The 15,640-nt window shown below is 54.7% G+C and carries 14 protein-coding genes and 2 pseudogenes; 7 read left to right on the top strand and 9 right to left on the bottom strand.

The annotated features are described in order from the left end of the window. Positions 1-24: 24 nt before the first annotated feature. Entirely contained in the window at positions 25-717 is a 693-nt protein-coding gene (locus AO726_RS17830; RefSeq protein WP_058069465.1) for a hypothetical protein, read from the bottom strand. Between the two features lie 149 nt (positions 718-866). Beyond that, positions 867-2,183 (bottom strand): Na+/H+ antiporter family protein, encoded by a 1,317-nt coding sequence (locus tag AO726_RS17825; protein WP_058069464.1) that lies wholly within the window; start codon positions 2,181-2,183, stop codon positions 867-869. A gap of 235 nt (positions 2,184-2,418) precedes the next feature. On the opposite strand from AO726_RS17825, the pseudogene AO726_RS21670 reads away from it, so the two are divergent. From AO726_RS21670 to AO726_RS17815, 3 genes and pseudogenes are all read left to right on the top strand, one after another. Continuing rightward, a pseudogene (locus AO726_RS21670) lies at positions 2,419-3,708 on the top strand (PDC sensor domain-containing protein); the annotation flags it as partial. 342 nt (positions 3,709-4,050) lie between these two features. After that, a pseudogene (locus tag AO726_RS21665) lies at positions 4,051-4,566 on the top strand (methyl-accepting chemotaxis protein); the annotation flags it as partial. A gap of 101 nt (positions 4,567-4,667) precedes the next feature. Next, the gene (locus AO726_RS17815; protein WP_058069462.1) at positions 4,668-5,264 is read left to right on the top strand and encodes an NADPH-dependent FMN reductase; all 597 of its coding nucleotides are present in this window, start codon (positions 4,668-4,670) and stop codon (positions 5,262-5,264) included. Between the two features lie 26 nt (positions 5,265-5,290). Here AO726_RS17815 and AO726_RS17810 read toward each other — a convergent pair whose 3' ends face one another. The 4 genes from AO726_RS17810 to AO726_RS17795 are packed head-to-tail and all read right to left on the bottom strand — an operon-like array spanning position 5,291 to position 7,897. Further along, positions 5,291-6,610: an ATP-binding protein gene (locus AO726_RS17810; RefSeq protein ID WP_058069461.1), complete on the bottom strand. Its 1,320-nt coding sequence runs from the start codon at positions 6,608-6,610 to the stop codon at positions 5,291-5,293. After that, positions 6,607-7,275: a response regulator transcription factor gene (locus tag AO726_RS17805; protein ID WP_058069460.1), complete on the bottom strand. Its 669-nt coding sequence runs from the start codon at positions 7,273-7,275 to the stop codon at positions 6,607-6,609. Before AO726_RS17805 ends, AO726_RS17810 begins: the two co-directional genes overlap by 4 nt. Continuing rightward, the gene (locus AO726_RS17800; RefSeq protein WP_058069459.1) at positions 7,275-7,589 is read right to left on the bottom strand and encodes a PepSY domain-containing protein; all 315 of its coding nucleotides are present in this window, start codon (positions 7,587-7,589) and stop codon (positions 7,275-7,277) included. Before AO726_RS17800 ends, AO726_RS17805 begins: the two co-directional genes overlap by 1 nt. Continuing rightward, positions 7,589-7,897 carry a PepSY domain-containing protein gene (locus AO726_RS17795; protein ID WP_058069458.1) on the bottom strand — a complete coding sequence of 103 codons (309 nt, stop codon included), beginning with the start codon at positions 7,895-7,897 and terminating at the stop codon, positions 7,589-7,591. Before AO726_RS17795 ends, AO726_RS17800 begins: the two co-directional genes overlap by 1 nt. A gap of 163 nt (positions 7,898-8,060) precedes the next feature. On the opposite strand from AO726_RS17795, the gene AO726_RS17790 reads away from it, so the two are divergent. From AO726_RS17790 to AO726_RS17780, 3 genes are all read left to right on the top strand, one after another. Then, positions 8,061-9,143: a hypothetical protein gene (locus tag AO726_RS17790; protein ID WP_058069457.1), complete on the top strand. Its 1,083-nt coding sequence runs from the start codon at positions 8,061-8,063 to the stop codon at positions 9,141-9,143. 411 nt (positions 9,144-9,554) lie between these two features. Beyond that, on the top strand, positions 9,555-11,213 hold the full coding sequence (locus AO726_RS17785; RefSeq protein ID WP_058069456.1) for a nitrite/sulfite reductase: 1,659 nt from the start codon (positions 9,555-9,557) through the stop codon (positions 11,211-11,213). Next, positions 11,197-11,694, top strand: a complete 498-nt coding sequence (locus tag AO726_RS17780; RefSeq protein ID WP_058069455.1) for a DUF934 domain-containing protein — start codon at positions 11,197-11,199, stop codon at positions 11,692-11,694. The genes AO726_RS17785 and AO726_RS17780 overlap by 17 nt, the downstream gene beginning before the upstream one ends. A 121-nt stretch (positions 11,695-11,815) precedes the next feature. On the opposite strand, the gene AO726_RS17775 is transcribed toward AO726_RS17780, so the two are convergent. Continuing rightward, a complete protein-coding gene (locus AO726_RS17775) occupies positions 11,816-12,775 on the bottom strand; it encodes a L,D-transpeptidase family protein (RefSeq protein ID WP_058069454.1) in 960 nt (319 codons plus the stop codon). Positions 12,776-12,858: 83 nt separating this feature from the next. Beyond that, positions 12,859-13,140: a hypothetical protein gene (locus AO726_RS17770; RefSeq protein WP_058069453.1), complete on the bottom strand. Its 282-nt coding sequence runs from the start codon at positions 13,138-13,140 to the stop codon at positions 12,859-12,861. A 406-nt stretch (positions 13,141-13,546) separates the two neighbouring features. On the opposite strand from AO726_RS17770, the gene AO726_RS17765 reads away from it, so the two are divergent. Further along, positions 13,547-15,019, top strand: a complete 1,473-nt coding sequence (locus AO726_RS17765) for a sensor domain-containing diguanylate cyclase (protein ID WP_058069452.1) — start codon at positions 13,547-13,549, stop codon at positions 15,017-15,019. Positions 15,020-15,025: 6 nt separating this feature from the next. On the opposite strand, the gene AO726_RS17760 is transcribed toward AO726_RS17765, so the two are convergent. Next, on the bottom strand, positions 15,026-15,634 hold the full coding sequence (locus AO726_RS17760) for an arylesterase (RefSeq protein ID WP_058069451.1): 609 nt from the start codon (positions 15,632-15,634) through the stop codon (positions 15,026-15,028). Positions 15,635-15,640: the final 6 nt, after the last annotated feature.

The raw sequence follows: 15,640 nt of genomic DNA, 5'->3' as shown, positions 1-15,640 counted from the left end.
GCCGTTTTTATTTAACTCGATTACTTAGAGCTGTGCGTCCGGCCACTTCGCCTTGGCTGCCGTCAGCCCGCGCCTAACCGCAGCGTCCCGCCCCTGCTGCTGAAGGGCTCGCAGCGCATCCAGCCAGCGCTCACGCTCAGCCTGAGCAGGTAATACACTTGCGGGCAGCACGACCACCGCCCAACGCCCCGCTTCTGCCCACTGCTCATCAAAGTCATTCAAACTCACGTGCAAACGGCGCGCATTGCCCTTGCGCAGTATCAAGATCCGCTCACGCCGGTCATAGCCAACTAACAAGGCAAATTCTCCCCCCGGCCCAGAGAAAGACTTATCCAGCTGTACAAGCACAGGATTCTTACCTGCCACTTGCTGAATCAAGGCATCCAGCTCAGCGGACAACGGATACACCGCCTGATCATATGATCGCGCGACAACAGCCAAAGCCTCACGCTCGCGCTGCCCTTTGGCAAGTTCTTGAATTCGCGCCTCAATCAAACCAGGCGTTGAGATTACGTTGTTATGATTGAGCACCGCCGCCAGTACAGACGAGCCACCAGAGGCCTCGCTCAAATAAAAAAACGGCACATTAACTAGCTCGACACGCTCTGGCAGCGCAGCAGTTTCAGGCTTTAGCTGAGGACCTGAGCCGCACGCTACACACATCACCAGCAGCATCCCCACGCACAGCGAGCGCCCCAGAACAGTCCAACCAGCCATTTAGCTCTCACTCTCAATCGGATTAACAAAGTACTGCGACTACCTACGTGGCATAGTTTCTCAACCACGCGCGCAAAAAAATACGTGAAACGTGCACATAAAAAAGGGCCGCCGATTACTCGACAGCCCTTCGAGAGACAAATGCCACTTTACAGCGTCATGGCAGCAATCCAGCCGAAGACTAACAACGGCAGGTTGTAGTGCAGAAAAGTCGGGACGACGCTGTCCCAGATATGGTTGTGCTGACCATCTACGTTCAGACCTGCAGTTGGGCCGAGGGTGGAGTCTGAAGCAGGCGAACCCGCATCACCCAGAGCGCCAGCGGTACCGACAATACTCAAGATTGCTAACGGACTGAAGCCAAGCTGCACACCCAGCGGCACAAAGATGGCTGCAATAATTGGCACTGTGGAGAATGACGAACCAATACCCATCGTCACCAGCAGACCGACCAGCAGCATCACCAGCGCCCCCACGGCCTTGTCATGACCAATCAGCGTGGCGGAGCTTTCCACCAAAGTTTTGACCTCGCCAGTGGCCTTCATCACCTCAGCAAAGCCTGCTGCTGCGATCATGATGAAGCCGATCATAGCCATCATCTTCATGCCTTCGGTGAACAGGTCATCCGCCTCTTTCCAGCGCACCACACCAGAAACAGAAAAGATGATGAAACCGGACAGCGCACCAATAATCATCGAGTCCAGCCACAGCTGAACAATGAAAGCAGTAGCAATCGCAGCAACTGCCACCAGCAGAGTTTTCGGGTTGTACTGCACATCTACGCGCTCAGCCTTTTGCACCTTGGCCAGGTCATAAACACGCTTCTTACGGTACGAGAACAGTGCAATAAGCAGCCCGACAACCATGCCCACTGCTGGAATCAGCATCGCTTCGGTAACATTCAGGCCCGTGGTATCAACGCCGTTATTGACGACATTGGCCACCAAAATATCGTTAAGAAAGATGGCCCCAAAACCAACCGGCAAGAACATATACGGCGTGATCAGGCCGAAGGTCAGAACGCAGGCAATCAGACGACGATCAATCTGCAGCTTAGTCAGCACATATAGCAGCGGCGGAATCAGCAGAGGAATAAATGCGATGTGGATGGGCAAAATATTCTGCGAAGACACCGCTACGACGAGCAGAACGCAGATCAGAATCCACTTCAGCAGCCCTGCGCCTTGCGCATCTTGTTTATCAACCATCACCAGTACCTTGTCGGCCAGCGCATGAGCTAGGCCTGACTTGGCAATTGCGACGGCAAATGCACCCAGCAATGCGTAAGACAACGCAACGGTGGCACCACCTCCCAATCCTTTATTAAAGGCAGACAGAGAGCCCTCAAGCCCCAAACCACCTAACAAACCGCCTGCCAGCGCACCCACGATAAGGGCGACCACCACATGCACACGACACAAACTCAGAATCAACATGATTCCGACCGCCGCAACCACTGCGTTCATCAAATAACTCCAGCCATTAAACAAAGCCCCCGAAGGCTCTGAACCTCCAGTGGCAACTGCGCCTGCGCAGCGAAGGGGCGGTACTCTGCACAATGCTGACCACGCTGTCAAAAAGCGATGACAGCCGTGCACTCCCCAAAAAACACGCAAGTGATTGCAAAGTATTGCCAGGCTTAAAGAAATTCCGCTAACGACCGATAGCCTGAGATCACTAATAACTTTGCGGGTCTGTTCCATGCAACTCAGCAAACTCTCCATACAGATGAAGATCACCATGCTGGCGGGCCTGTGCCTGCTGGCAATCGTCACTGTGCTAGTGGGCCTTGCAGTCTTTCAGGCCTCCAACAGCGCCCGCTTGGTTCAAAGTGCCAGTTCGCAGATGTTGACCGAAGCTGCTCAAGCTCGCATGCGCGCCAGAGCGGAGACAGAAACACTCAAGGTGCAGCGTTTCTTCATGGATGCGTACCAATACGGAGCCAGCACTGCCGCGCAGGTGACTTTCATTCGTGAGCAAGCCCAGAAGCGACTATTTAACGCTTTTGAGGTGCGCGAAGACCTCAGTGAACGTATCCGCGAGTCAGTGGAGAACAACCGTTCGTTGCTCGGCGTCTACCTGGCGTTCGAGCCCAACGGGTTGGATGGCAAGGATGATCTGTTCGTCAACCAGACTGATCAGGGCGGCAATGACAGCGGCCGCTTCGCCGTTTACTGGATGCAGGGCGAGAACGGTCAGATGACACTTGAGGTGATGAATGAAGAAAGCCTTAAAGATACCACTCCCGGCATCACCGGCACTCCGTTCAACGCGTGGTACACGTGCCCAACCCAAACCAGCCAACCCTGTCTGATTGAACCTTATCTGGATAGCGCTAACGGTACCGAGAAAGTGCTAATGACCAGCATTGCCTTCCCGCTGACTGAGAACGGCAAGGTGATTGGCGTCCTCGGCGTGGATATCGCCCTCGACAGCCTGCAAACCCTCAGTACAAACGGCCATAAAGAGCTATTTAATGGCGACGGCCACATCAGCATCATCAGCCCGCTCGGATACCTCTCCAGCCACAGCCGCGACAGCAGTCTGTTGGGCGAAAAACTGGAAAAGGCCATCCCCGGCCAGAGCACCTCAATCCTCAGTCAAGTGGAGTCCAATCAGAATGCCTTGCTGAGTCAGGATGGGATGTTGCGTGTGGTGCAATCCATGCATCCAATTCCCTCCAGCAAACCTTGGGCGGTGTTAATTGAAGTCCCTGAAAGCACGCTGCTCGCTCCGGTATTGCGCCTGGATCAGCAGATGTCAGAGAACAACACCCGCAGCACGGTGGTGTCGCTGGCCTTGGGCCTAGCAGCCGGCATCCTCGGCATTCTGCTGATCTGGTTAATGGCTCGCAGCGTCACTCGCCCCATCATGACCTTGGCAGACATGCTGAAAAACATTGCCAGCGGCGAAGGTGATTTGACTGCTCGCCTGCACTACACCAAGCAAGATGAGCTCGGCCAATTGGCTAGTTGGTTCAATCGTTTCCTCGATAAACTGCAGCCCATCATTGCCGAAGTTAAACACAGCGTGCAGGACGCCCGCAGAACGGCAGATCAAGCTGCACTGGTAGCCAACCAGACCAGCAACGGCATGCAGCAGCAGTACCGCGAAGTCGATCAAGTGGCCACCGCCTTCCAAGAAATGAGCGCCACCGCCCACGATGTTGCCCAAAACGCTGCCCAAGCTGCCGAGTCAGCGCGCAATGCTGACCTTGCCAGCAAGGAAGGCATGACTGTGATCGGCCAGACCACCAATGCCATTGAGCTACTGGCCAACGAAATGAGCGTTGCCATGGAGGAAGTTGAAGGGCTTGCCAGCAGCAGCGAGAAAATTGGCTCGGTGCTCGAAGTCATTCGTTCAATCGCCGAACAAACCAACCTGCTCGCCCTCAATGCTGCAATTGAAGCCGCCCGTGCCGGTGATGCCGGACGTGGGTTTGCAGTGGTGGCCGATGAAGTGCGCAACCTGGCCAAGCGTACGCAGGACTCCGTCGAAGAGATTCGCCTGGTGATAGAAGGCCTGCAAAATGGCACCAAAGAAGTGGTCGACACCATGTCCAGCAGCCACCATCAGGCACAGAGCAGCGTCACCCAGGTAGAGCAAGCGGTAGATGCGCTCAAGCGTATCAATCAGGCAGTGAGTGTGATTACCGACATGAACCTGCAGATTGCCAGCGCAGCGGAAGAACAAAGCTCGGTGGCCGAGGAGATTAACCGCAACGTCGCCTCCATTCGCGACGTTACAGAAGCCATCTCGGCGCAAGCGCAGGAGTCCGCCCAGATCAGCCAGGACCTCAACGCCCTGGCCAATAACCAGCAATCACTGATGGACCAGTTCCGCGTCTAAACCTGATTTTGACTCGGCAGCCTGACCGCTCTGCTTTATGCTTGCGCCACACTTAACAGGCTGCACCGCGCAGCCTGTTTGTTTATGCCGAGGAGGAAATAATGCTTAGAGTTGCATTGGTCGCAGGCTCCAGCCGCGCTAACAGTCAGTCCGGTAAAGTTGCCCGCTTCTTACGCCAGCGCCTGATTGGTCAGGGTCACACCTCAGTCGAGCTGAGCAACGTCATCGACCTCGGGCTTGCCCCCCTACCCCTTTGGCCTGCTGAAGATACCGGCCCATGGAACCTCTACAGCCAGCAGCTGAAAGAGGCTGACGCAGTGGTAATCATCTCGCCTGAGTGGAATGGCATGGCCAGCCCAGCCATCAAGAACTTCTTTATTTACGCCAGCAAAGCTGAATTGGCACACAAACCAGGCCTTCTGGTAGGTGTGTCTGCTGCTGTGGGCGGTGCATACCCGATCAGTGAACTGCGCGCTTCGGGCTATAAAAACTGCCGCCTCTGCTACTTGCCTGAGCACCTGATCATTCGCAGCGTGGAAAAAGTCCTGAATACCCCGCACGCCAGTAGCGATGAAGATCAGCGCCTGCACCCACGCGTGGATTACGCACTGGATATTCTGGTCAAGTACGCCAAAGCTCTTGCACCGGTACGTGCTGACATTGACCTGAGCAACCCAGCATTCACTAACGGCATGTAAGCTCAGTCGTCATTGCGCACGCTGTATCAGACGCGCTTTAGCGGCAAGCTGACAGTGACCTTCAGGCCGCCCAGGTCACTGTCAGCCAACTCGAAGCTGCCGTTCCAGGCATCAACAATATCCCGCACGATCCCAAGCCCGAGACCATGCCCTGCCACTTGCTCATCCAAACGGCTACCGCGTGCAATCACCGTCTCCCGGCGTTCGGCAGCAATACCAGGCCCGTCATCTTCAAAAATAAGCTGATAACACTCGCCCCCCTGCACAACGCTTAGCCGTACTTCGCTATCTGCCCATTTGCAGGCGTTATCGAGCAAATTGCCCATCAGCTCAAGCAAATCTTCGCGATCCCAAGGCAAACGCAGCCCGGCAGGCGCGTGCCAAGTCAGATCCAGATGATTGCCGTGAATCATCCCTAAGGTTGCAAACAGCTCTGGCAGTTCCTTAGCGCAATCAAAATACGCACCCGGCAGCACTTCACCCGCCAGCCGGGCCCGGCCCAACTCTCTGGATATTCGCTGCTGAATGTTCTCGAGCTGACTTACCAGCGCCTCATGCAGCTCAGGCTGGGATTTCAACTCCTCGCGGGAGGTCAGGCTGACTAGTACTGCCAAAGGAGTTTTCAAGGCATGCCCCAAATTACCCAGCGCATTGCGCGAGCGCTTGAGCGTGTCTTCTGTATGCGCCAATAAGTGGTTGATCTGCCCCACTAGTGGCTCCAGCTCCTCCGGTACATGCTGGTCAAGCTGGCTGCGCTGTCCTTGCTGCAGCTGCTCAATCTGCTGACGAGTCTGCTCCAGCGGTTGCAAGGCGCGACTAACCAGCACGCGCTGCATCACCAGCAAGATGATCAGTGCAACTGCACCCAAGCCAAGCACAATGCGCTGCACGCGGCTAAAACTGTCGAGAATCGGGGTGTAATCACGGGCCACGTGAATGATGATCTTCTGCCCGAAGCGCTGGTAGTCCACACGATACACCAGCCATTCCTGCCCCTGCGGCCCATCTGCCAGGGCCTCTTGTAGCCCCGGATGATCGGCCATCTTCAGTTCGCGATCCCAGAGTGAGCGTGAACGCCAGCTTTGATTGGAGAAATCGACGCGGAAATACAAACCCGAATATGGTCGTTTGTAGGCGGCGCTCATTCGACGGTCATCAAGGACGATGCCGTTCTCAGCTCTCGTCATCGCACTGAGGATGCCCTGAGCCTCGTCTTGCAGTGTTGCATGCAAGTAGCTACGCAGGCTGCGGTCAAACAGCCAAAGGCTGCCCTGCGCCAGAAGCAACCCGACAATCAACAAGACGCTGACCAAACCCAGACTGAGGCGCTGCTGAATCGACTTCAAAGCGCCGTACCGGTGTAGCGATAGCCCTGGCCACGGCGGGTTTCGATAATGTCCCGTCCCAACTTGCGACGCAGGTGATTAACGTGGACTTCAATGACGTTGGAGTCACGTTCACTTTCGCCATCGTACAGATGATCAGCCAAGTGGCTCTTGGACAGGATCAGTCCTGGATGCAGCATAAAATAGCGAAGCAGACGAAACTCAGCAGCGGTCAATTGAATCTCATCACCGTTGCAGGCAACAGACTGCCGACCTTCATCCAACTGCAAGCCAGCGGCTTCAAGTTGCGACTGATTAGCCAGACCACGCGCCCGTCGCAGCAACGACTGAATCCGCAGCAGCAGCTCTTCAGGGTGAAACGGTTTGGTCAGGTAATCATCCGCGCCGGCCTTGAGCCCTTCTATGCGCTCAGCCCACGAGTCGCGCGCCGTGAGAACTAAAACCGGTGTTGAGAGCTGACCGGCACGCCATTCACGCAGCACTTCCAAGCCGGGCTTACCAGGCAAACCCAAATCCAGCACCATCAGGTCATACGGTTCAGTACTGCCCTGAATCGCTGCATCGCGCCCGTCTGCCAGCCAGTCCACAGCATAGCCCTGGCTCTTGAGGTTGGCCTGTAATTCATCCGCCAACTGAACATTGTCTTCAACCAGTAACAGCCGCATTAATCCTCCACTTCATCCTTGAGAACGGCACCGGTTGCAGCTGACAACTCAACTTCACGCACCACACCGTCGACCGTGACCAGCTCGACTTCGTAGATCAGCGTACCGTCGTCATCTTCAAGCTCGGCCTCAAGCAGCACAGCGCCCGGGTGTCGCTCCAGCGCAGCACGCATCAGCTGATCCAATGGCAGGATCAGGCCTTGCTGCCTAAGCTGCAGAGCCTGATCCTGATCAAGATCGCGTGCACCGGCTGCCGCACAAGACAGTAGCGTCAACAGCGCAACAACACAGCATCCACGGGCCTTCTGGTTCATTAATCGTCTCGTTTGTTCTTAAGGATCTGGCCGCTCACAGCATCCACATCCACATCCCACTTCACACCTTGTGCGTCGCGGACCTCAACCTGATAGATCAGGCGACCAAGCTCTTCTTCAAGCTCGGTATATTCTGCCTTGCCACCGGCATGTTGCGACAGTGCGGCAGCGGTCAGCTCTGCAACTGGTTTGATCTTGCCAGCGCTTTGCAGCTGCAGTGCTTCGTCCAACCCGATATCACGGGCCTGAGCCAGGCTGGTTACCATCGCCAAAGAAGCAGCAGCAGAAAGAGCAATCAGTGTTTTCATCGTCATAATCCTTTGGAGGTGTCTTCTACATGAACCAAGGTACTCAGGCACGCTTAACTGAAGCTGAAAACGCCCTACCACAGCCGCACAATAAGAATCCGCAGCCTGTTCAGTGAGTGAACAGCGCACTCTATAATTGGCGGCTTGCGCAGCGGAGACCAGCATGAATGCGATACACATCAAGTACCCGGCCCTGACAATTAAAGCGGGTAAACGGGCGCTTGCACGAATAAGAGAGCGCGGATTACGCCCCGAAGACGTCTCAACCATTCCAGGTGCCGCTGGTGGCCCTAAGCCTCTAGGCTTGCAGGGGCTAGATATCGCGTTGTTTGGCGACTGGCTGGCGCGGGCACCGCGTGAGCGCACCTTAATCGGTGCTTCCATCGGTTCGTGGCGCTTCGCCAGCGCCTGTCTGCCTGACCCGGTTGACGGCCTGCGTCGTCTCGGCGAGCTCTATACCGGTCTGCGTTTCAACAAAAGCTCAACCCTTGCAGACGTTTCACGCACCTGCAGTGACATGCTCCACCAACTGCTGCAAGGCCAGGATGGTGCCATCCTCGCCAATCCGCACTACCGGTTAAACGTCATGGTGGTTAAAAGTCTCGGCCTGCTACAGCACGACCATAGAGGCTTGCTAGCTCTGGGGCTGTCCTCAGTCATCGGTCGTAACTTGCTGAGCCGCTCGCAGTTGAGCCATCACTTTGAGCGGGTGATTTTGCACGACCCACGCCTTGCCCCACCGCTCACGCCACTTACGGACTTCCCTTCACGCACACTGGGTCTCAATCAAGAGAACTTGCGCCATGCACTGCTCGCATCAGGCTCAATCCCCATGGTTATGCAAGGTATCCGCGATATACCAGGCGTTGGTACGGGCACTTACCGTGATGGCGGGCTACTGGATTACCACTTGGACCTGCCTTACGACGGCAGCGGACTGGTCCTATACCCACACTTTACTGATCGGGTGATTCCAGGCTGGTTCGACAAGATGACGCCTTGGCGTCGTGCCGACACTCAGCGCCTTACCGATGTGGTGCTGGTTACACCGTCGCCTGAATACTTAGCCAAACTGCCCAACGGCAAGCTGCCGGATCGCAGAGACTTCCGCCGCTATCTGGGAGACGACGCTACACGAGAGCGACTGTGGAAGCACGCTATCAAGGAGAGCCAGCGGCTGGGTGACGATTTTCTACACCTGACCGAGGACAGCCGACTGGTAGATCGGCTGCAGCCGCTGAATTGACTGCAGAAGCCCGAAACTCTCTTTCAGGCTCTGCAGCCTGTTTCTGCGTGACGGGTCAATCTATTGCTGACTCACCCAAAAAACCGCAGTTGCCACAACAAGCATAATCAGTACAAAAATGGCGCGTGCGTCCACCACACTGTCTTTGTGATCGTGACCTTGTTGTTCGTTGATCATGACCTGCCCTCTTGTGATTGTTATCAGTCAGCCCTCTGAGTAAAGACCAGTATCACCGTGCACTCAAACTCATTATTCAGTTGGCGCTAGATACTTATGCAATTTTGATCTTTGCATATACTCAAACTTCACTTTAGTGAATAACCGTTAGCTGGTATCTTCTGCCGGCTCCGTTGGGAGTGCGCTGCCGTGCGCGCGGAATTAGCAGTAGAAAGCCTGATAACAGGACACAAAATGTACGTTTACGACCAGTACGACCAACAAATCGTTGAGGACCGCGTTAAGCAGTTCCGCGATCAGACCCGCCGTTTTCTGGCAGGGGAATTAAGCGGCGAAGAGTTCCGTCCGCTGCGTTTGCAAAATGGCCTGTATATCCAGCGCTTTGCACCCATGCTGCGTGTGGCGGTGCCCTACGGCCTGCTCTCCTCCGCGCAGGTTCGCATGCTTGCAAAAATCGCCCGCGATTACGACAAGGGCTACGCGCACATCAGCACTCGCCAGAACGTCCAGTTCAACTGGCCTGAGCTGGAAGACGTGCCGGAGATTCTCGCTCAGCTGGCGACCGTGCAGATGCACGCTATTCAGACCAGCGGCAACTGCATTCGTAACACCACAACCGACCAATTCGCCGGTGTGGCAAAGGATGAAATCGTCGACCCTCGCCCATGGTGTGAAATTATTCGTCAGTGGTCGACCTTCCACCCGGAATTCACCCACCTACCGCGTAAGTTTAAGATTGCCGTCAATGGCGCTGTGGGTGACCGTGCCGCCATTGAAGTGCACGATATCGGCCTTGAAGCCGTGCGCAACGACGCTGGCGAGCTGGGCTTCCGTGTATCGGTCGGTGGCGGCCTTGGCCGTACGCCGGTAGTCGGCAGCTTTATCAATGAATTCCTGCCTTGGCAGCACCTGCTGACCTATCTCGACGCCATTCTGCGTGTGTACAACCGCTTTGGTCGCCGTGATAACAAGTACAAGGCTCGGATCAAAATTTTGGTCAAAGCCCTTACTCCTGAAGTGTTTGCCCAACGCGTAGAAGCAGAATGGGCACACTTGAAGGACGGTCCGAGCACGTTGACTGAAGAAGAAGTTGCCCGTATCGCTACGCACTTCGTTGACCCTCAGTACAAGGCACTGGAAGACCAAGACGCGGCCCTTGCTGCGCTGGATGCCGAACATCCAGGCTTCGCACGCTGGCGTCAGCGCAACACCTTCGCGCACAAGAAGCCAGGTTATGTCGCTGTCGTGCTTTCGCTCAAAGCCACGGGCGTGGCTCCTGGAGACGTCACCGACAAGCAGCTGGATGCGCTGGCCGACCTAGCCGAACGCTACAGCTTTGGCGAAGTCCGTAATAGCCACACGCAAAACATCATCCTTGCCGACGTTGAGCAGTCTCAACTGTTTGAGCTCTGGGGAGAGCTGCGTGAGCACGGTTTTGCCACGCCGAACATCGGCCTGCTGACCGACATTATCTGCTGCCCGGGCGGTGATTTCTGCTCGCTGGCCAACGCCAAGTCGATCCCAATCGCAGAAGCGATCCAACGCCGTTTTGATGACTTGGATTATCTGTTTGATATCGGCGATATCGAACTGAACATCTCCGGTTGTATGAACGCCTGTGGTCACCACCACGTGGGTCACATCGGCATTCTCGGCGTGGATAAAAAAGGCCAGGAGTTCTACCAGGTATCGCTCGGCGGCAGCTCGGGCCGCGATGCCCATCTGGCGCAGATCCTCGGCCCATCCTTCGCAGAGGCCGATATGGCCGATGTCGTCGAGAAAATCATCAACGTCTATGTAGAACAGCGTACCGAAGAAGAAAGCTTCCTCGACACGTACCGCCGTATTGGCGTCGACCCATTCAAGGAGCGCGTCTATGCAGCAAATAATTAAGAACGCTCGGCTGGTTGAAGACAACTGGCATCTGCTGCCCAAAGAAACCACGCTGGACAGCGTCAGCAACACCGACGACCTGATTGTGCCGATGGCGCTGTGGCTCGAGCACAGCAGCGCACTCAAGGCTCGCGATGGCCGCTTGGGCGTATGGCTAGACGCCGGCGAAGAAATCGAAGAGATCGCCGATCAACTGGATAACTTCGCAGTGATCGCCCTGAACTTCCCTGCCTTCACCGACGGCCGCCATTGCTCGACCGCATATCTCCTGCGTAATCGCTACAACTACAAAGGAGAAGTCCGGGCAATTGGTGATGTACTGCGTGATCAGCTGTTCTCCTATCTTCGCGTCGGTTTTGATGCCTTTGCTCTACGCGCCGACAAAGATCCGATCGACGCACTTAAAGCCTTTGACGAGTTCAACGAGGTATACCAGGCCTCAACTGACCGCCCGCAGCCGCTGTTCCGCCGTCGCGGTTGATCAGCCGTATCAGGCAATAAAAAACCCGCGTAAGCGGGTTTTTTATTGCGCTCTACCTCAAAAACTACAAAGCCCGGTTAATTACACCGGGCTTTGGCTGAAGAACACAAAAGCAAAATAATTAGAATGCCTGTGTTTCAGCATGCACAACAGCCTGCTGGCCTTGCTGTGCGATTTCTACAGGCAGACCGTCTTCAGCCGCCACAACCTCCCGCAACATATCCCAATCAAGCTGCAGGTCAGAGAACTGGTCATCTTTTAGAAGCGCATTGATTACAGCCGTGTGCTTATCGACCACCGACTCATGACCGGACTCTTCCAGCGGTGTATGCGCTTCAAGGAAAATTTTGCCGTCGGAACGACCAAACTTGTACGGCTCATTAATGATGCGCACAGAGGTACCGACAGAGACCATAGAGGCCAGTTCAAGGACATTATGATTGAGCATGCGGAAGCAACCGTGACTCACGCGCATACCAATACCAAATTTTTTGTTGGAGCCATGAATCAGATAGCCCGATGCTGAAAGTCCCATTTTATAAGGGCCAAGCGGGTTATCTGGTCCCGGTGGAACATAAGCTGGGAGCGGATCACCATTGGCGGCATGCTCAGCCAGAATTGATTTAGGCGGGGTCCAACCCGGGTTAGGGATTTTTGAGGTGATGCGCGCCGTTGTAATCGGCGACCCCCAGCCTTCACGGCCGATACCAAGCGGAAAGGTATGAACGACGTTCTGACCTTTCGGGTAGTAATACAGACGGTATTCAGCGAGGTTGATTACGATCCCTTCACGAGGTCCTGGTGGCAGGATAAAACGCGTAGGCAGGATGATCTCTGTTCCCTCACCCGGAAGCCACGCGTCGACACCCGGATTGGCAGCGACCATCTCGAGATAACCGAGATCGTTAGCAGCGCCAAGATCAGCGAAGGTGTCTTCGTATTTGGCCTTGATGACCTGAACCTGCCCGACTACATCTTCTCCAGGTGGAGGTAGCGGAAGCTCGAGTGCCTGTGTGGAGGCTGATACCAATATGGCAGCCATAGACAGGCAACGGGTAACACTAACAGCACGCAGCAGCATCCTGAAATCCCTGACGTAGACAATTAGAAGTAAGAGGAAATATTAGACAAGATTGTACACTGATTGATCAGCGTCAGACAGAATCACACCCCGGGCAGATCTGGACGATCTCCACGCTTTTCAGCCTCAAGCGCGGCTTTGCAGGCAGGGCACAAACGCTTGTCACGCAAAATATCTTTGTCCAGATCACGCCAGACGGGCTGTGCAGGCAGCAACCCACCACACAGAGTACGGTCTGCGAACTGTCCCAACTCAAGCTGGCGGACTAATAAATGGACACGCACTTCCCGACAGGCGAACAGGTCTAGCTGTTCGTCTGGCTCAATCGATTGGTATGCATACAAGGACCAGGCGGGGCGTGGCATTGGGGACTCCAGTGAAGGGGCGCAACCTTAGCTGAAAGCGACCATTCAGAAAAGCCTGTCGAAGCAACGGGTTAGGGATTGATAGTGAAAAACTTTAGCCCTTTCGAATCAACCGGTCATAACGGCTGCAAAAAGATGCACAGCCTACCTGTGCAAGCTACAAATACATCGTCGCAAGCAGCGTCATAAATGCCTCTATTGGCAGTGAAATAGCCAAATCAAACCACTTATACGCCACTATATTGACGAAAGAATGCCGTAAAATGCCCCCTGATAAAGCATGGATATATTTCTTCCATGAATCATCACTGATATCAGGTATATGGCATGCCTGCCTGGCCCCATAGAATGGGCCTAAGCTTTACCAAACTTGATTCCCAAGGTTTTAGTCAACTTCAGGACAGGCATGCCCCCACCACCGCTGCGAGTAGGCCACGGTTCACTGACAGTTCTGCTGTTGGTATTACTGTCCTTCGGATTTTTGGCCACTTCACTCGCAAGCTACTACTCAGCCTTTGATTCTATCCGCAGTGGTGTTGTTGATACTGAGCTGCCACTGACTTCAGACACCATCTACTCCGAAATCCAGAAAGACTTGGTACGCCCTATTCTGATTTCATCGATGATGTCCCGAAACATCTACATCAGAGACTGGATTCTGTCCGGAGAGTCCAATCCAGAGATGATCACACGCTATCTGCGCGACGTTCAGGAGCACTACCAGACTCTCACCAGCTTCTTTGTCTCAGATAAAAGCCTGACCTATTACCAAGCCCGCGGTGTACTGAAATCTGTCAGCCCAACCGCCTTCAGGGATATTTGGTATTACGAGCTGAAGACCTCCAACAAACCCTATGCCATCAATATCGATGTAGATCTTGCCAACCAAGATCGGCTGACAATTTTTATCAATTACAAAGTCCTGGACTACGAAGGGAATTTCATCGGCGCAACAGGCGTAGGGCTGCAACTGGATGCGATAGCCAAACTTATCGAGACGTATCAGCAGCGTTATGATCGCAAGGTGTATTTCACTGACGCCGCCGGACGCTTAGTTTTAACAGGCAACGAGGGCGGCCCCATAGGAGCCCGCATTGGTAACCTGATCAGCGAAATCCCCAGCCTTGAGCATCTATCCGGACTCGATCCGGCCATGCAATACGGCACCTACACTTACAAGGAAGGTGATCAGGGGCATTTGCTTAATATCCGCTATATCCCTGAGTTGAACTGGTACCTATTTGTAGACAAGGTAGATGATGGCAACCTAGACGGCATCCGCAAGTCGCTCTACATAAACCTGCTAATTTGCGCCATCGTCAGCGCCATTATTCTCTGCCTCGTGCATGTTGCACTGAGCCGCTATCAGCGCAGACTCAAGGCGCTGGCAACGACCGACCAACTGACCGGTCTTCTTAACCGGCGCGGCTTTGACCTGCTGGCCAGACAGGCCTTCAAAGAAGCAGTGCGAGACAAGACGCCACTTTGTGCCCTGCTGTTTGATCTGGACAAATTTAAGGACCTTAACGACAGCTTCGGTCACCTGGCTGGAGATGAAGTCCTTCGCCGTTTTGCTGATGCGCTGCATGAAAACATCCGCCAGTCGGACATTCTCTGCCGCTGGGGAGGCGAGGAATTTATCTTGCTACTCAAAGATACGAGTGCAAGTCAGGCTCAAGAGCTCGGGGAAAAAATCCGTCAGCGGATCAGCAGCACAGTCGTACCTTTTGGTAACTCGACGCTGACCATAACGACCAGTATCGGTATGGCTCAGCTTCAGCCCAATGAGGATATTGAACAGTTGATTACACGCGCTGACCGTGCGCTCTACCGGGCCAAGCAAGCAGGCCGAAACAGCCTGCATGAAGACCTGACCTGACAAGCGTCACTCGAGCATGAGCTTGAACGTCGGCCAGACATTATCCAGCAGAATCGGCTGCGCCTGAGCCGTCGGGTGAATGCCATCAGCCTGAGTCATTCCAGGCATACCGGCCGAGCCCTCCAGTAGGAATGGCACGAGAGCTGCCCCTGTTTCACTGGCCACTTTCGGATATACAGCGGCAAACGCAGTGGTATATCGCTGCCCATAGTTGGGCGGCAACTTCATACCAAGCAACAACACCTTGGCACCAATCGCCTGAGACTTGGCTGCCATATCTGCAAGATTCTGTTGCAATTGCGCAAGCGACTGGCCACGCAGGCCATCATTGCCACCTAACTCAATAATTACCCACTCAGGGTCGTGCTCTGAAAGCAGCGCTGGCAGCCGTGCCAGCCCGCCTGAGCTGGTATCACCACTGATCGAAGCATTGACCACCTGATGGTCAAAACCCTCTGTTTTAAGGCGTTCTTGCAGCAGAGCCACCCAACCATCCCGTGTATCCAGGCCGAAAGCGGCGCTGATACTATCGCCCACCACCAATACGGTTCCTGCAAATGCCGACGGCCCCCACAGGAGCAGGCTCAGAGCAGTACCGATCAACCAGTTACGCATTGGAAT

This window comes from Pseudomonas sp. TTU2014-080ASC, assembly GCF_001446935.1.
Classification (GTDB): Bacteria; Pseudomonadota; Gammaproteobacteria; order Pseudomonadales; family Pseudomonadaceae; genus Aquipseudomonas.
This window is presented reverse-complemented; position numbering and strand designations above follow the sequence as displayed.